Origin of the sequence: Burkholderia sp. HI2500 (genome assembly GCF_002223055.1) — a bacterium.
Classification (GTDB): domain Bacteria; phylum Pseudomonadota; class Gammaproteobacteria; order Burkholderiales; family Burkholderiaceae; genus Burkholderia.
Window position 1 is genome coordinate 278,577 of record NZ_NKFL01000006.1, and the last position, 17,137, is coordinate 295,713.

The window sequence follows — 17,137 nt, forward strand, 5'->3', positions numbered from 1 at the left end:
GAGACGCGAAGTGGATTTGAATCTGCGACACAAGGTCGTGATCGTGACCGGCGGCGCGTCGGGCATCGGCGCCGCGATCTCGATGCGGCTGGCCGAAGAAGGTGCGATACCGGTGGTGATCGCGCGCCACGCGCCCGACGATGCGTTCTGGCGCGCCCTCGTGCAGAAGCAGCCGCAGGCCGCATGCCTCTCGGTCGAATTGCAGGACGATGCGCAGTGCCGCGATGCCGTTGCGGAAACGGTCACGCGCTTCGGCCGGCTCGACGGCCTGGTCAACAACGCGGGCGTCAACGACAGCATCGGGCTCGATGCCGGGCGCGACGCATTCGTCGCGTCGCTCGAACGCAACCTGATCCACTACTACGTGATGGCGCACTACAGCGTGCCGCACCTGAAGGCGACGCGCGGCGCGATCGTCAATGTTTCGTCGAAGACGGCCGTCACCGGGCAGGGCAACACGAGCGGTTATTGCGCGTCGAAGGGCGCGCAGCTCGCGTTGACGCGCGAATGGGCCGTCGCGTTGCGCGACGACGGCGTGCGCGTGAACGCGGTGATTCCGGCCGAGGTGATGACGCCGCTGTACCGGCGATGGCTCGACAGTTTCGACGACCCCGACGCGAAGCTGGCCGGCATCGCGGGCAAGGTGCCGCTCGGCCAACGCTTCACGACGGCCGACGAAATCGCCGATACGGCCGTGTTCCTGCTGTCGGAACGTGCCTCGCACACGACGGGCCAGTGGCTGTTCGTCGACGGCGGCTATACGCATCTCGACCGTGCGATCAGCTGAGGGCGGCGATCCATGCAACCCGACCTGACTCCGAACGCCGCGCCACCGTTGATCGCATTGACCGGCATCGGCAAGCGCTTCCCGGGCGTGCAGGCGCTCGACGACTGCCGCTTCGACCTGCGTGCCGGCGAAGTGCATGCGTTGATGGGCGAGAACGGCGCCGGCAAGTCGACGCTGATGAAGATCCTGGCGGGCGTCTACCCGCGCGACGACGGCGAGATCCGGATGGACGGCCGCGCGGTGGAGATCGCCGATCCGCGCGCCGCGCAGGCGCTCGGGATCGGCATCATCCATCAGGAACTGAACCTGATGAACCACCTGAGCGTCGCGCAGAACATCTTCATCGGCCGCGAGCCGCGCGGCCGCTTCGGCGTGTTCGTCGACGAAGACAAGCTGAATCGCGACGCGGCCGCGATCTTCGCGCGGATGCGGCTCGATCTCGACCCGCGTACGCCGGTCGGCCGGCTCACGGTGGCCAAGCAGCAGATGGTCGAGATCGCGAAGGCGCTGTCGTTCGACTCGCGCGTGCTGATCATGGACGAGCCGACCGCCGCGCTCAACAACGCGGAGATCGCCGAGCTGTTCCGCATCATCGGCGACCTGCGCGCGCATGGTGTCGGCATCGTCTATATCTCGCACAAGATGGACGAGCTGCGCCAGATCGCCGATCGCGTGACCGTGATGCGCGACGGCAAGTACGTGGCGACCGTGCCGATGGCGGACACGTCGATGGACACGATCATCGCGATGATGGTCGGCCGCCAGCTCGCGACCGAATTCCGCACGCCGCCCGATACGTCCGCGAACGACGTCGCGCTCGAAGTGCGCGGGCTGTCGCGCGGCCGCGCGATCCGCGATGTCGGCTTCACGCTGCGGCGCGGCGAGATCCTCGGCTTCGCCGGGTTGATGGGCGCCGGGCGCACCGAGGTCGCGCGCGCGGTGTTCGGCGCGGACCCGGTCGATGCGGGCGAGATCCGCGTGCACGGCAAGACCGTGACGATCCGCACGCCGGCCGATGCGGTGAAGCACGGCATCGGCTACCTGTCCGAGGATCGCAAGCACTTCGGGCTCGCGGTCGGGATGGACGTGCAGAACAACATCGCGCTGTCGAGCATGCGCCGCTTCGTGCGCCGCGGCGTGTTCCTCGATGCGCGTGCGTTGCGCGACACCGCGCAGTCGTACGTGCGGCAGCTCGCGATCCGTACGCCGTCGGTCGCGCAGCCGGCGCGGCTGCTGTCCGGCGGCAACCAGCAGAAGATCGTGATCGCGAAGTGGCTGCTGCGCGACTGCGACATCCTGTTCTTCGACGAACCGACGCGCGGCATCGACGTCGGCGCGAAAAGCGAGATCTACAAGCTGCTCGACGCGCTCGCCGCCGACGGCAAGGCGATCGTGATGATTTCGTCGGAGTTGCCGGAAGTGCTGCGCATGAGCCACCGGATTCTCGTGATGTGCGAAGGGCGCGTGACCGGCGAATTGCGCGCGGCCGACGCCACGCAGGAAAAGATCATGCAGCTCGCGACGCAGCGCGAGTCGACCGTATTGTCCTGAATCAGACGCCGAGACGCTTACCCGATCATGTCCAACGATACGCATCCCGTTCCGCCCCTCGCGTCCGGCGACACGCCGGCCGGCGCATCGAGCCTGAAGTCGCGCTTCTTCAACCCGGCCGCGCGGCAGAAGCTGCTCGCGTTCGCGAGCCTCGTGCTGCTGATCGTGTTCTTCAGCGTCGCGTCGCCGAACTTCCTCGAGGTCGACAACCTCGTCGCGATCCTGCAGGCCACCGCGGTGAACGGCGTGCTGGCCGTCGCCTGCACCTACGTGATCATCACGTCGGGCATCGACCTGTCGGTCGGCACGCTGATGACGTTCTGCGCGGTGATGGCCGGCGTCGTGCTGACGAAGTGGGGCCTGCCGCTGCCGCTCGGGATCCTCGCCGCGCTGTGTTTCGGTGCGCTGTCGGGCAGCGTATCGGGCTTCGTGATCGCGAAGATGAAGGTGCCGCCGTTCATCGCGACGCTCGGCATGATGATGCTGCTCAAGGGGCTGTCGCTCGTGATCTCGGGCACGCGGCCGATCTATTTCAACGACACGCCGGGCTTCACGTCGATTGCGCAGGATTCGCTGATCGGCGACCTGATTCCCGCGCTGCCGATTCCGAACGCGGTGCTGATCCTGTTCCTCGTCGCGATCGGCGCGTCGATCGTGCTGAACCGCACGATCTTCGGCCGCTACACGTTCGCGCTCGGCAGCAACGAGGAAGCGCTGCGGCTGTCGGGCGTGAACGTCGATGCGTGGAAGATCGCGGTCTACACGTTCAGCGGCGCGGTGTGCGGGATCGCGGGGCTGCTGATCGCGTCGCGGCTGAATTCCGCGCAGCCGGCGCTCGGGCAGGGCTACGAGCTCGATGCGATCGCGGCCGTCGTGATCGGCGGCACGTCGCTGTCGGGCGGCGCGGGCAGCATCGTCGGCACCATCATCGGCGCGTTCATCATGAGCGTGCTGACGAACGGCCTGCGCATCATGTCGGTCGCACAGGAATGGCAGACGGTCGTGACGGGCGTGATCATCATCCTCGCCGTCTACGTCGACATCCTGCGCCGGCGGCGCCGCTGACGGTCGCATTCACGCAGGCAGGTGCTTCATCGCCGGTTCCGGCCGGCGTCCCAGTCGTTCCAGTCGGTTGAGTCGATACGAAAAAAGGAGACGCGAAGTGATCAGGAGCAAGGTGTTGAACGCGATCGTCGGGCTGACGTTCGCCGTCGGCGTCACGGCCGGCGCGCAGGCGCAGGAAACCTACATCCCGCTGATCTCGAAGGGCTTCCAGCATCAGTTCTGGCAGGCCGTGAAAGCGGGCGCGATGCAGGCCGCGAAGGACTACAAGGTGAGGGTGACGTTCGACGGGCCGGAGACCGAGGCGATGGTCGACAAGCAGATCGACATGCTGTCGGCCGCGATCGCGAAGAAGCCGGCCGCGCTCGGCTTCGCGGCGCTCGACAGCAAGGCCGCGCTGCCGCTCTTGAAGAAGGCGCAGGCCGAGAAGATCCCGGTGATCGCGTTCGACTCGGGCGTGGACAGCGACATCCCGGTGACGACGGCCGCGACCAACAACAAGGCCGCCGCGGCGCTCGCCGCCGACAAGCTCGCCGCGCTGATCGGCGATGAGGGCGAGGTGGCCGTGGTCGCGCACGACCAGACGAGCCGCACCGGCATCGACCGCCGCGACGGCTTCCTCGAACGGATGAAGTCGGCGCATCCGAAGGTGCAGGTCGTCACCGTGCAGTACGGCGAAGGCGACCAGCTGAAGTCGACCGAGGTGACGAAGTCGATCCTGCAGGCGTATCCGAAGCTCAAGGGGCTGTTCGGCACCAACGAAGGCTCGGCGATCGGCGTGGTCAACGGCGTGCGCGAGATGAAGCGCAAGGTCGTGATCGTCGGGTACGATTCCGGCAAGCAGCAGAAGGACGCGATTCGCAGCGGGCTGATGGCCGGCGCGATCACGCAGAACCCGGTCGGGATCGGCTACAAGACGGTCGAGGCGGCCGTGAAGGCGATCAAGGGCGAGAAGCTGCCGAAGGTCATCGATACCGGTTTCTATTGGTACGACAAGACCAATATCGACGATCCGAAGATCACGGCGGTGTTGTACGACTGAACGTTGCGTCGCGCGGCGGTGGCGCGCGCCGCCGCCGCGGCGACCGGCCACGAGGGCATCATGGGCGCAGTGCGTATCGATTCGCATCAGCACTTCTGGCGCTATCGCGCCGCCGATTACCCGTGGATCGGCCCCGGCATGGGCGTGCTCGCGCGCGACTACCTGCCCGATGCGCTGTGGCCGCTGATGCATGCGCAGGCGATCGGCGCGTCGATCGCGGTGCAGGCGCGCGCCGGGCGCGACGAGACGGCGTTCCTGCTCGATCTCGCGCGCGACGATGCGCGCATCGCGGCGGTGGTCGGCTGGGAGGATCTCGCCGCGCCGCAGCTCGCGGATCGCATTGCCCAATGGCGCAGCCCGAAGCTGCGCGGGTTTCGTCACCAGGTGCAGGACGAAGCCGATGCCGGCGCGTTCGTCGCGGAGCCGGGCTTCAACCGCGGCATCGCGTGGCTGCAGGCGAACGGCTACGTGTACGACGTGCTCGTGTTCGAGCGCCAGTTGCGCGAGGTGTGGGCGTTTTGTGCGCGGCACGACGCGCACTGGCTCGTGCTCGATCACGTCGGCAAGCCCGCACTCGCCGACTTCGAGCGCGACGACACGGCGCTCGCGCGCTGGCGCGCCGCGTTGCGCGAGCTGGGCGCGCTGCCGCATGTCGTGTGCAAGCTGTCGGGGCTCGTGACCGAGGCCGACTGGAAGCGCGGGCTGCGCGGGAAGGACGTCCGGCGCATCGAGCAGTGTCTCGACGCGGCGCTCGACGCGTTCGGCCCGCAGCGGCTGATGTTCGGGTCGGACTGGCCCGTGTGCCTGCTGGCCGCGTCGTATGACGAAGTGGCGTCGATCATCGAGCGCTGGGCCGAATCGCGATTGTCGGCGGCCGAGCGCACCGCGCTGTGGGGCGGCACCGCCGCGCGTTGCTACGCGGTGCCGACGTGAGCGCGCGGTCGTGTGCGTTGGGGCGTGGCTTCGTCGGACGAATGGCGACGGGCGCCACGGAGTGTCGATGGTTGCGGCCGCATCGATGCTGCGCCCGATGCCCGGGGCCGAACCTTTAGAATAGGCGCAAACGGTTGCGTGCGATGCGCGCGGCCGTCCGGAACGAAACCGATCACCAGTCCCGACGTATGTCCATCCAGCCGATTCAGAACCGCCGCCTCTACCAGCAGATCGCCGACAAGCTCAGTGCGATGATCGAGTCCGGCGATTTTCCGCCGGGCAGCTACCTGCCGCCCGAGCGCGAACTGGCCGAACAGTTCGGCGTGTCGCGCACCTCGGTGCGCGAGGCGCTGATCGCGCTCGAAGTGAGCGGACTCGTGAGCGTGCGCGTCGGCGACGGCGTGAAGGTGCGCCATCCCGAAGCGGCCGCCGCGCCCGAGCCCACGCCTGTCCCTGCGGAGAAGGCCGCGCCGTTCACGATCGTCGAGATCGATCCCGAACTCGGCATCGCACTCGACCTCGATACCGAAATCCCGCCGTTCGCGTTGCTGCAGGCACGCCGGCTGATCGAGCCGGAAGCGGCGTCGCTGGCCGCGAAGCACGGCTCGGACGAGCAGATCGAAGGGATCCACGAGGCGTTCCTGCGCAACCAGGCAGACAACCTCAGCGGCTCGCTTACGCATCCGGGCGACCGGCTGTTTCATATCCGCATCGCGGAGGCGAGCGACAACGCCGCGTATGCGCTGATGATCAAGCAGCTGCTCGCGCACAAGTACGACCTGATGTTCCAGCGGCTGCAGTCGCTGTACATGCCGAACGACATGCCGCACCGGTCGGAACTCGAACACCGCGCGATCCTCGATGCGATCCGCGCACGCGACCCGGACGCCGCGCGCCGCGCGATGGCCGAGCATCTCGACGAAGTGATCCGCATCTTCGGCCGCGCGCTCGATTGAGCGCGCGTCGAAGCGTGACCGGTTGCCCGTTCAGAAGCGATCCGCGCGATACGGCGCCGGATCGGTGAACGGCGCTTCGCCCGTCATCATCTCGGCCAGCAGGCGGCCGGTGACGGGGCCGAGCGTCAGCCCGTGATGGTTGTGCCCGAACGCGAACCACAGCCCGCGATGCGCGGGCGCGGGGCCGATCACCGGGCGCATGTCGGGCGTGCACGGCCGGAAGCCGAGCCAGGGTTGCGGGTCGAGCCGCTCGCCGAAACCGAACACGGGCCGCGCGACGCGTTCCGCGCGTTCGAGCTGCACGCCGGTGGGCGGCACGCCGCGCCGCGCGATCTCGACGCCGGTCGTCAGCCGCAGCCCGCGCTTCATCGGGGCGATCACGTAACCGTATTCGCGATCGACGATCGGCGCCGACGGCACGCCGCGCGCGGACGGCGCGTAGTGCATGTGATAGCCGCGCTTCTCGCGCAGCGGGATCGTGTAGCCGAACTTGCCGAACACCGTGTCGGACCACGGGCCGAGCGCGACGACCACGGCCGGCGCGGCCGCCAGGCCGTCCTGCGTCCTGACCTGCCAGCCCGGCGACAGCGCGTCGAGGCTCGCCGCGTCGCCCGTCAGCAGCGTGCCGCCGCCCTGCACGAAGAGTTGCGCGTACGCTTTGACGAGCGCGGACGGGTCGACGACGCTTTTCGGATCGAGCCAGTGCAGCGCGCCGCAGAAGCCGGGCGCGAGGCTCGGTTCGTGCGCGCTCAGCGCGGCCGCATCGAGCGGCGTGATGCCGAGCCCGTGGCGGCGCGCGGTGAGCCTGGCTTCGGCCACGCCGCGTTCGAATGCGGCCGGCGTGCGGAACGCTTCCAGCCAGCCGTTCGCGCGGATAAGCTCGCCGGCGCCGGCCCGCGCGATCAGCGCGTCGTGCTCGACGATGCAGCGCTCGATCAGCGGCAGCATGTCGCGCGACGCCGCCGCGTGACGCAGCGGCGCCGATTCCCACCAGAAACGCGCGAGCCACGGCGCGAATGCGGGCAGCGACGCGCTGTGCCAGTAGAGATCGGTCGAGCGGTTCAGCGCATAGCGCATCAGCGTGAACGGGCTGCGCGGGAACGGATACGGTTCGACCGACGAGCGCTCGATCAGCCCCGCGTTGCCGAAGCTCGTGCCTTCGCCGGGCGCGCCGCGATCGACGAGGGCGACCTTGCGCCCGCGATCCTGCAGGTGGAGTGCCGCGGAGACGCCGACGATGCCTGCGCCGAGAACGATGACGTCGAAATCCATGAATGACGGTGACAGAGTAGGGTTAGCGGATGGACCGCTTGCGTGAAGATGCATGGTCCGTTCAGAACCCGAGGATACCTCCGGAGCGCACGGGTGCGTCGCGCGATGCCCGACGGTTGGGCGCGCATCGGGTTTCATGCGCGTCATGCCACGAAGCGACACGTTCGCTCGCCGGCGACAATCCGTTGGCGTTTCGTCCGGAAATGCGTCAATCTCATGCGCGCGCGCAATTCGCCAGCGATAGTCGATTGCGTGATCGACAGGTGTGCGGCTCCAGTCATTCCGGAATGACTGACAATGCCGGAAAACCGCGTTGCGGCGCGATTCGCCGGGACTCGTTTGTTTTTAAATTGCCGACTTGTGGTTATTTACCGTATCGGTAAATTATCCCGTGCTGCATCGCGGAAATGTCAAAGTTACCCGTCCCGGGAAATGAAGGCGGGCTGCATAATCAGCTGGCTGCCGGAATTCGAGGGGACTACTTAATTGAAAGGTATGGACTCGCCCGAGGCGGGCCGTTATGATGGCGCCGCTTGTCGTGAGAGACAGCCGATCCCCGCCAAGAAAAAGACATAAGCGTGGGAGAAAATGCCGATTTTCTCGAATGTTTGCCTGCTGGCGAATGCGATTGCATTGATTGCCTGAAAGCCGCGAATCGCATTCCGTCGAAGATGCATTCGGAAATTAATATTTCGGACATCGACATGTAGTAATGCCGCGTCGCCTGCGTCGCGGCAATCAGAAAAGAAAGCGAGAGGGCCCATGAAAGAGTTGCCAGGAATCGCCGGATTGGCCGAGTCCGCGGGATCGTCCCCGCTTGCCGGCGCGCTGCAGTCGGGCGCGATGCAAATGGCCGCGGCGGCGAATCCCGTCGTCGGCAAGATCGCGCCGACCGCATCGGCCGTCATGCAGGCCCTGGCCGCCGGCGGGAATCCGGCGCAGATCGCGGCGTCGATGGCCGCACCGGCGGCCGGCATGCTGAATCCGCTTGCCGGGCAACTCGCGTCCGGCGCGATGGCCGGCATGCGCGGCGCGGGCGCCTCGGCGATGCCGATGGCGGCTGCCGACGCGCCGCCGGCTGTCGACGATCACCCGCTCGCCGGGCAGCCGCTTTCCGATCTCGCTTCCGCACCGCAATTCTTCGTTCCGGGCCAGACGGCCGCACAGCCCGGCGCTTCGGCCGCGTCGTTGCCGTTCAGCGAGACGACGCGCCTGCTGCGCTTCCAGTCGTCGCTGACCGGCAACCGCGCGCTGTCGATCGCGGCGATCACCGGTGGCGAAGCGCTGTCGGAAATGCCCGGCTACACGCTCGACCTGATCACGCAGAATCCGTCGATCGACCTCAAGGACGTGCTGAACCAGGCGGTCGCCGTGAACATCACGCTCCAGGACGGATCGGAGCGGCAGATTCACGGCTATCTGGTCCGGTTCGGCTTCGAGCGCAACGACGGCGGCATCGCGCACTATCGCGGCGACCTAGCGCCGTGGCTCTGGTATCTCGGCAAGCGGGTCAACAGCCGGATCTATCAGCAGGTCACGGTGCTCGACGTGCTGCGCAAGGTCTTCGCCGATTACGGCGCGCTGGTCGATTACCAGACGCACATCAAGCAGGAACTGAAGCCCGAGGATTACGTCGTCCAGTTCCAGGAAAGCGACCTGAATTTCGTCAGCCGGCTGCTCGAGCGGCACGGGCTGTTCTACTACTTCGAATACCGGCAGGACGGTCACACGCTCGTGATCGCTGACGATTCGGCGTCCTGTCCCGACCAGGCGCACGATCCCGTCGTGACCTACAACGCGGCGAGCGGCGTGCAGCAGGCGGACCGCCTGACCGCGCTGTCGGCGAGCCGCGAAACCCAGCCCGGCGTGGTGGCGCTGCATACGTTCGACTACAAGCACCCGAAGGGCCGGCCTTACGTCGAACTGCCGACGCTGGCCGATCAGGGCAATGCACCGAAGCTCGAGGTGTACGACGGCAGTTCGGCATTCGCCTACAAGGACACCCGCGCGGGCGAGGCGGAAGCCAAGCGCCGGCTCGAGGTGTACGAGTGGCAGGCCAAGGTATTTCGCGGCGAATCCGGTTGCCGCGGGCTCACGGTCGGCCGCAAGTTCAAGATCGACGGGCACTTCTGGTTCGACCCGGCCAAGCAGGACGACAACACGTTCCTGGTCGTCGGGATCCGGATCGACGCGAAGAACAACTTCGACGATGCCTCGGCGCAGCCCGGCAGTTTCCGCAACGAACTGACGCTGATCCGCAGCAAGATTCCGTATCGTCCGGTGCGGCAACATGACAAGCCGGTGATGCCCGGCCCGCAGAGCGCGATCGTGGTCGGCCCGAAGGGGCAGGAGATTCATACCGACGGCATGGGCCGGATCAAGGTGCAGTTCCCGTGGGACCGCTACGGCAAGAACGACCAGGACAGCTCCTGCTGGATCCGCGTGTCGCAGCCGTGGGCAGGGCGCGGCTGGGGCACCGTTGCGATTCCGCGCGTGAACCAGGAGGTCATCGTCGATTTCCTCAACGGCGATCCCGACCGGCCGATCATCGTCGGCCGCATGTTCAACGCGGAACAGACGCCGCCCTACGACTTGCCCGACGGCGCGCACCAGATGGGTTTTCACAGCAACTCCACGCCCGGCGGCGGCGGGTTCTGCGAAGTCGTGATCCACGACAAGAAGGGCGAGGAACTGGTCAATATCCACAGCCAGAAGGATATGGCCACGACGGTCCAGAACAATCACGTGACGGTCGTGAACGGCCCGAACCAGACCAACGTCGTCACGCAGGGCCAGCACGCGAGCATCGTGCGCAAGGCGATTTCCGTGCAGTCGCAGGACGAGCACATCCAGCACACGGCGAAGACGGCGGTGATCCTGCATGCGCAGGAACAGCACATGGCGCTCAAGGCGAAGGGCCCCGTGCAGATCGAATCCGATACCGAGCACGTGCACGTCAAGGGCTCCCAGTCGATCGTGCTCGAATGCGGGAAGGCGAAGATCACGCTGTCGGCCGACGGGCAGATCGTGCTCGACGGCACGCGCGTGGTCGTGCTGGGCTCACAAAGTGTCGACCTGAATCCCGATGGCGCGACCGGGCCCGCGGCGCCGCCGCTCGTGCCGGTGAACGATCCGACCGATCCCGAGCCGAACGCCGCCGCGCCGGCGGCAGGGGGTGGCGGAGGAGGGGGCGGCGGCGGTGGCGGAGGGGCAGCCGCCGCTGCGCCGGCGCACGGGAAAAAGCAGGCGAAAGGCGCGCCGAAGAAAGCCGTGGCGACCGGGCTCGGCGCCGACGTCGACAAGCTCGCCGCGAAGTCGCCGACGCTCGAACACGACATCGCCAAGTTGCAGAAGGACGGCTGGCATATCCAGTACGGTCCGGCGAATCAGGGGTCGTCCACGAACAAGCACGGCCAGCCGCCGACGATCGTGATCGACGGCAACGACCGCGGCAATCCGCAGGCCGTCGTCCAGGGGCTCGCGCATGAAACCGGACACGCGCTGTACCCGGGCGCGCCGGATTTATCGAGCAAGACCAATTACGTCAACAGCGAACTGGCGGACGAAGGCGCGGCGACGATGAACAACATCAAGGTGCAGCGCGAAATCCTCGCGCACGGCGGCCCCGACATCCAGATCGCCGGCAATCCGGCCAATTCGCCGGCCTACAATGCCGCGTACAACCAGTTCGTGAAGAACGGCGACGCGAACGCGGCACGGGCCGCAATCGGCCACGTCTATGGCACGGGCGAATACGCGTCGGTGCCCGTCAACGGCCAGTATGTCAATTATCAAACGTACTACGGAAGCTGGTATGACCGTACTTACCCCCCGTCCCATTAAGCGCGGCCGCGGCGCGGCGATCGCCGCCTCGCTGCTGCTCGCATTGTCGCTGGGCATGACACCGGCTTGTTCGCAAGGATCGAAGAAGATGCACACCACCGTTCAACTCAGTCTCTGGCAAGTGATCGACCAGATCGGCGCGCATCAGCCGATCCGGCGCGAACCCGTCGAGCACCTGCTGCACGCGAAGCTCGCGCGCAGCGAATCGAGCAACGAATACTTCACGTTCTGGAGCAACGACGATGGCGCGCCGATCAAGCTCGACGACGGCACGCAGATCGAGCGCGTCGTGCTGCGCACGAGCAATGAAGGCGGCGCGCAGGGTGCGCTGACGTTGACGCTGTCCGGCCGTTGCGTCGGCCGCGACGACGTGAAGGCGCATTTCGCCGGGATGCGGATCGCCGGTACGCCGACGGGCCGCTCGCCGAACGAGGAGACGACGTTCCGCTCGGAGACCCCCTGGGGCGAACTCGTGTTCGGGTTCGCGGAGCGTAACCCCGATTGCCTGTCGAGCGTCGGTTTCGGCGAGAAGGCGAAGTAACGCGCGCCCCTCACGCATGTGCGTGGATCGATAAAAGGAAAAACGGAATGGCGGCTTACCGATTGCACGAGGGGCGCATGGCGTTGCCCGACGGCTGGCGCGACCAGACCATGAATGTGTTCCATTTGCCGGATGCGTCCGGTCGCAAGGACGTCGCATTCGTGGTGACGCGCGACTACGACACGCCGCTCGATGACGCCGGCGCGTACGCGGATGTGCAGCAGACGGCGTTCAAGCGCCAGTTTCCGGGCTACAAGCCGCTCGCGCGGGAGGCCGTCACGATCGGCGGACTGCCGGGCATCATGCTCGACTACCAGTGGCGCAGCGACAAGACGGTGCTGCGGCAGCGGCAGGCGATGGTCCGGCTCGACGACGCGATGCTGGTGTTCACGCTCAATGCACGCGTGGAGGATTTCGAGCGGCACGTGCCCGCGTGGACGTCGATCCTGGCGTCGTTCGTCGTGATGCCTCCGGTGCCGGATGAAGCCGATACGCCGGCGGCCGCGCACGAAAGCCTGCCGCACGTGTTTGCGCTGTCGGCCAAGACACGCGTGCTGCGCGTCTATCCGGACCTGCGCACGGTGTGCGAGCGGATCAGCACGCGCGAAGTCGAAGGTCACGACTGGGTGTTCTTCGCGAGCGACGGCTCGCCGCTCGAACCGAGCATTGTCCAGCACAGCCGCCAGGGGTTGTTCAAGGCGGAAGGGCGCTACGAGTTGCGGCCCAGCCGTGGCTATTCGGGGCTCCCGCTGCTGCGCCGGCTCGACGCGGTCACGGCCGTGGAGGGGGTGCCGCCGCTGGTCTCGCTGCAGGATATCGAAGCACATCTGCGTCAGCAGGCCGCCGCGCGGCCGGACGGCGCGTCGTCATGAGCGGTGCCGAGGCCGCCCTGCGCGCGGCCCGCATGGGCGACGAGATCGGGCATGGCTTCGGCCTGCTCGGCATGATCGCGGGCGCGGTGGTCGGCGCGGTGGTCGCGGCGGCCATCGTGACGGCGACCGCGGCCACCGGCGGCCTCGCGCTCGTCGCGATCATCGGCGGCTGCGTGGCGGGTGGCGGCCTTGCCGGCGGCGCGCTGGTCCGCGGCATCCAGAAAGCGGCCAACCTGCCCGGTCCAACCACCGGCATGCTGCATCAGGGATCGCCGAACGTCACGGTCAACAGTCGCTCCGCGCTGCGCGCCGGCGTCGACTATGCGGACGAATGCAACGGCCTGCCGTTCAATCATTTTCCGCAGACGCGGTTGCTGGTCGCGCAGGGGTCGCGCACCGTGACCGTCAACGGCAAGCCGATGGCGCGCCTGTCGATGAAGATGGAATGCGGCGCGGCCATCAAGACGGCGAGCGACAACGTGACGGTCGGCGGCGAGACCGTCACCGTCGTGGAGATTCACGACACGGAAGCGATGTTCGAGACGGCCCTCGAAGTGCTTGGCTTCGTCGCGCTCGGCGCGGCCGGGCTGGGCGCGCTCGCGGCCGGCCTGGGCGCCACCGCACTGTTCGCGGGCACCGTGATCGGCGCCAACGTCGGCCTGAATGCGCTCCATTCATGGGGCGAGTCGCTGGGCCCCGGCTACGGCGACATCATGGTCGGTGTCGCCGGGTTCGCGCTGCTCGGCCTGGGCGCGAAGGGCGCCGACACGGAAGCCGCGAAGAACGCGGTCGATGTGTTGAACCGCACCAAGGTGGAGATCGAGCCGAACACGCTCGGCGCGAACGGCGGCAACGTCCGCGTCACGACCAAGGGCGTGCCGCGCACGCTGTACGATCAGCTGCGCGCCAAGACGCCGAGCTCGAAGATCCAGAAGATGGTCAACGAGAACTACGAGCCGGGCATGGACGATCCCGCGCTGCCGGGCCTGACGATCGACAAGCCGCTGCATGCGGACCACATCGTATCGATGAAGGAGATCACCGAGATGCCCGGGTTCAAGGATCTGTCCTTCGACAACCAGGTCAAGGTCCTGAACAACTCCGACAACTTCACCGGCCTGAGCGAGACGGCGAACACGTCGAAGGGGTCGAAGTCCTATGCCGACTGGACCGAATACAAGAAGGGCGGCATCAAGGTCGACGAAGGATTCAGGCAGCAGATGATGCAGCGCGAGGCCGACAACCGGACGATGCTGCAGCAGCAGATCAAGGATTTGCTTGGCGATCAGCCCAAGTAGAATGTGTCGACGACGAATTCAAGGGTGAGTGGCAATGATTGAGCTATCCGCAACGACTTACACGGCCGAACTGAAGCGCTTCAAGCTGCGCGGCCAGGTCTGGCTTGCAGCGAACGAGATTCCCGCCGACGTGCAGGTGCCGACCGCATGGCGCGTGCTGCTGGATACGCCCGACGCCGCGCTGGGCAACTGGCTCGCGAAGATGTGGGCGGGCGTCGCCGGCCGCTTGCCGGCGGTCGAGCAGTTCTTCGCGGAGAAGCTGCGGCGCCCCGCCGTGTTCCAGAAGGAGAACGGCGATCTGTGCCTGCTCTATCCGTACACGGTCGAACAGGACGACCTGAACTTCTTCATCGGCCATCCGCCGCTCGGCGATCTCGTATCGGATGACATGCCGCTGTGGCGCGCATTGCCCGACGATCTGCGCAGCTTCTACCAGTTCACGCACAACGGCTGGACGTTCTTCCCTGCGAACTCGATGGGCCCGTTGCCGATCGGCGACCAGACCGCGCTGACGGACAAGCTCGACCTGACGCCCGACGAGACGCGCCAGCTCGGCGTGAATCCGGATCTCGTGTGGACGGTGTTCCAGAATGGCGGCGGCGACTATCTGTGCCTCGACCTGCGCGACAGCGCCGGCGACGGCAGCGACGCAGGGCGGATCTGGTGGCATGAGAATCCGACCGAACTCGAGCCGGTGGATTTCTGGGCCGTGATGAACGCGTGGTTCGAGATTTTCGTCGAGGAAGCCGACAAGCGATGATGAGACACGCCCGGCGCCTTTCGGGCGCCGGGCGTGTCGGCGTGGGCCGTCCGGCGCGTCCGTCGTCAGCTCATTTCGAACAGCTTCCCCCATCGCGCCAGCACGCGCGTATCGACCCCCGCCATCCTCAGCGTTTTCCACACCACGGTCGACACCGTGTCATAAGCTGCGATCCCGGTCGCCTGCTCGAACGGCCCGACCAGATGGGCGGCATGCAGGTTCGTGCAGAACGTCGCCACCGCATCCGGTCGCGCCCGCGCAGCCTGGCGCATCAGCGCCGCAAGCTGCGTATCGGGCACCTCCGCGAAGCTGAAGTTGTCGCGCAACCCGAGATGCTGTTCGCCCACGCATTCGATGCCGAGTTGCGCATACTGGCGCATGATCCGCTGCTGCACGTCGTCGAGATACGGCGTGACGAGACCGAGCCGCCGCACGCCGGTGCGTTCGAGCAGTTCGTTCAACGCGAGCACGGACGTCGTCGCCGGAATGCCGGTGGCCTTCTCGATGACGCGGCACAGCGCCGCGTCGCGTTCGAAGCCGAGCCAGCCGGCCGACGTGCCGCTCCAGCCGATCACGTCGACGCGCGCGTCGGCGAGCTGCCGCGCCGCGACGAGCATGCGCGCCGCGTCGAACTGGTCGAGCGCGGCCTCGGTGAGCGCAATCTCGGTCACGGTGAAGCGCGCGAAATGCACGCTGACGTCTGGCAGCCCGGCGACGATCGCGGTCGTCAGCGGTTCGAGCGCGGTGTTCGACGACGGCGTCAGGATGCCGATGCGGATGCGCGGATTCATCGCGGGGCGTCCGTTCAATCGAGCAACTGCCGCACGGCGTCAACGGCCTCGCGGCGCAGCGCGGCCAGGTCGAGGCCTGGAATCTCGCCGTTGTCCACCACGACGCGGCCGTTCACGATGTTGTACTTCACCGGCGCGGGCTCGCCGGCCGCAACCGGGGCGATTGCGTAATCGTGGAAGCCGTTGAAGCGCGGCCCGCTCACGTCGTACAGCACGAGATCGGCGGCCTGGCCCGGTTCCAGCGTGCCGACCGCGTTCAGCCCGAGCACGCGCGCGCCGCCTTGGGTGCCCCAGTGCAGCACCTCCTCGGCGGTGGTGGCCGCCGCACCGTGCGCCGCACGATGCACGAGCCAGGCGAAATTCGCTTCGTGCGTCATGCTGCCGGATTCGTTCGACGCGACACCGTCGACGCCGAGCGACACCGGCACGCCGGCCGCCGCCATGCGCGGCGCGGGCGCGATGCCGCTGCCGAGCCGCGCATTGCTGACGGGGCAGTGCGAGCAGCCGGTGCCCGTTTCGGCGAGCAGCGCGATTTCGTTCTCCTCGAGATGGACGAGGTGCGCGAACCACACATCGGGGCCGAGCCATTCGTGTTCGGCGACGAATTCGACCGGCAGCTTGCCGTAGCGCTCGCGACAGAAGTCCACGTAACGCGTCGTCTCCGACAGGTGCGAATGCAGCCGCAGGCCCATCCCGCGCGCGGCGCGTGCCACTTCGGGCAGCAGGTCGGGCGGCAGCGAGAAGGTCGGTGTCGTCGGGGCGACGACCACGCGCCGCATCGATGCCGTGCCCGCGTCGTGATAACGCGCCTTCAGGCGCTCGATGTCGGCAAGCATCTGGTCGAGCGTCTCGGGCTGCAATGCCGTGCCGGCGAAGCCCGGATGATCGCCGGCCGCCTGCAATGCGCCGCCGCGACACAGCACGAAACGCATCCCGAAGCTGGCCGCTTCGTCGAACAGCAGGTCGCCGGTCTCGGTCGTGCCGCCCGCGTGATACAGGTAGTGGTGATCGGCGCAGGTCGTCACGCCGGACAGTAGCAGCTCCGCGAAGCCGAGGCGTGCGGCGATGCGCGCGAGTGCCGGCGTGAAGCGCGCGACACGCGGATACGGCACGGCCGCAAGCCATTCCTGCAGGCCGGCGTTGATCCCGGCCGGCACGGCCTTCAGCAGGTTCTGGAACAGGTGATGATGCGTGTTGACCCAGCCCGGGTAGACGACGCAGTCGGTCGCGTCGATCACGCGTTCACCGGGCAGCGGTGCGAGATCAGGCGCAATCGTCTCGATCCGGCCGTCGCGGATGCGCAGGTCGGCCTGGCCGAGCCGCGCGGCGTCGCCGGTGCGGCCGCTCATGACCGCGATCGGGTTGCGGATCAGCAGCGAAGAAGAAGGAACGCTCATGGTCGGGTCTCCTCGGATACGGATAGTCGGGT

15 protein-coding genes are annotated in these 17,137 nt (G+C 67.2%); 11 read left to right on the top strand and 4 right to left on the bottom strand.

The genetic code is table 11. The annotated features are described in order from the left end of the window. The first annotated feature begins 10 nt into the window (after positions 1 to 10). The 6 genes from CFB45_RS19010 (at position 11) to CFB45_RS19035 (ending at position 6,331) form a co-directional block, all read left to right on the top strand. Positions 11 to 787 (top strand): SDR family oxidoreductase, encoded by a 777-nt coding sequence (locus CFB45_RS19010; protein WP_089426872.1) that lies wholly within the window; start codon positions 11 to 13, stop codon positions 785 to 787. Between the two features lie 12 nt (positions 788 to 799). Further along, a complete protein-coding gene (locus tag CFB45_RS19015) occupies positions 800 to 2,338 on the top strand; it encodes a sugar ABC transporter ATP-binding protein (RefSeq protein ID WP_089426873.1) in 1,539 nt (512 codons plus the stop codon). Between the two features lie 27 nt (positions 2,339 to 2,365). Next, on the top strand, positions 2,366 to 3,403 hold the full coding sequence (locus CFB45_RS19020; protein WP_089426874.1) for an ABC transporter permease: 1,038 nt from the start codon (positions 2,366 to 2,368) through the stop codon (positions 3,401 to 3,403). A gap of 97 nt (positions 3,404 to 3,500) precedes the next feature. Next, positions 3,501 to 4,442 (top strand): ABC transporter substrate-binding protein, encoded by a 942-nt coding sequence (locus CFB45_RS19025; protein WP_089426875.1) that lies wholly within the window; start codon positions 3,501 to 3,503, stop codon positions 4,440 to 4,442. A gap of 60 nt (positions 4,443 to 4,502) precedes the next feature. Continuing rightward, positions 4,503 to 5,375, top strand: a complete 873-nt coding sequence (locus CFB45_RS19030; protein WP_089429044.1) for an amidohydrolase family protein — start codon at positions 4,503 to 4,505, stop codon at positions 5,373 to 5,375. A 188-nt stretch (positions 5,376 to 5,563) separates the two neighbouring features. Continuing rightward, a complete protein-coding gene (locus tag CFB45_RS19035) occupies positions 5,564 to 6,331 on the top strand; it encodes a FadR/GntR family transcriptional regulator (RefSeq protein WP_089426876.1) in 768 nt (255 codons plus the stop codon). Positions 6,332 to 6,361: 30 nt separating this feature from the next. Here CFB45_RS19035 and CFB45_RS19040 read toward each other — a convergent pair whose 3' ends face one another. Both CFB45_RS19040 and CFB45_RS39040 read right to left on the bottom strand, forming a co-directional pair. After that, positions 6,362 to 7,603 (bottom strand): NAD(P)/FAD-dependent oxidoreductase, encoded by a 1,242-nt coding sequence (locus CFB45_RS19040; protein ID WP_089426877.1) that lies wholly within the window; start codon positions 7,601 to 7,603, stop codon positions 6,362 to 6,364. A gap of 518 nt (positions 7,604 to 8,121) precedes the next feature. Next, positions 8,122 to 8,580: a hypothetical protein gene (locus CFB45_RS39040; protein WP_174973743.1), complete on the bottom strand. Its 459-nt coding sequence runs from the start codon at positions 8,578 to 8,580 to the stop codon at positions 8,122 to 8,124. Between CFB45_RS39040 and CFB45_RS19045 the strand changes: the two genes are divergently transcribed. The 5 genes from CFB45_RS19045 (at position 8,579) to CFB45_RS19065 (ending at position 14,917) form a co-directional block, all read left to right on the top strand. After that, complete coding sequence (locus CFB45_RS19045) at positions 8,579 to 11,446, top strand: type VI secretion system Vgr family protein (protein WP_174973741.1); 2,868 nt, start codon at positions 8,579 to 8,581, stop codon at positions 11,444 to 11,446. The two genes, CFB45_RS39040 and CFB45_RS19045, sit on opposite strands and share 2 nt — an antisense overlap. Positions 11,447 to 11,534: 88 nt before the next feature. Beyond that, entirely contained in the window at positions 11,535 to 11,987 is a 453-nt protein-coding gene (locus tag CFB45_RS19050) for a hypothetical protein (RefSeq protein WP_089496388.1), read from the top strand. 47 nt (positions 11,988 to 12,034) lie between these two features. Then, positions 12,035 to 12,859 carry a DcrB-related protein gene (locus tag CFB45_RS19055; protein WP_089426880.1) on the top strand — a complete coding sequence of 275 codons (825 nt, stop codon included), beginning with the start codon at positions 12,035 to 12,037 and terminating at the stop codon, positions 12,857 to 12,859. Further along, positions 12,856 to 14,157: a PAAR domain-containing protein gene (locus CFB45_RS19060; RefSeq protein WP_089426881.1), complete on the top strand. Its 1,302-nt coding sequence runs from the start codon at positions 12,856 to 12,858 to the stop codon at positions 14,155 to 14,157. The genes CFB45_RS19055 and CFB45_RS19060 overlap by 4 nt, the downstream gene beginning before the upstream one ends. Positions 14,158 to 14,191: 34 nt before the next feature. Beyond that, positions 14,192 to 14,917 (top strand): SMI1/KNR4 family protein, encoded by a 726-nt coding sequence (locus tag CFB45_RS19065; protein WP_089426882.1) that lies wholly within the window; start codon positions 14,192 to 14,194, stop codon positions 14,915 to 14,917. 65 nt (positions 14,918 to 14,982) lie between these two features. On the opposite strand, the gene CFB45_RS19070 is transcribed toward CFB45_RS19065, so the two are convergent. Together CFB45_RS19070 and CFB45_RS19075 are read right to left on the bottom strand one after the other, a co-directional pair. Continuing rightward, positions 14,983 to 15,708, bottom strand: a complete 726-nt coding sequence (locus CFB45_RS19070; RefSeq protein WP_089426883.1) for a maleate cis-trans isomerase family protein — start codon at positions 15,706 to 15,708, stop codon at positions 14,983 to 14,985. Between the two features lie 14 nt (positions 15,709 to 15,722). After that, positions 15,723 to 17,105: an amidohydrolase family protein gene (locus tag CFB45_RS19075; RefSeq protein WP_089426884.1), complete on the bottom strand. Its 1,383-nt coding sequence runs from the start codon at positions 17,103 to 17,105 to the stop codon at positions 15,723 to 15,725. Positions 17,106 to 17,137 lie beyond the last annotated feature (32 nt).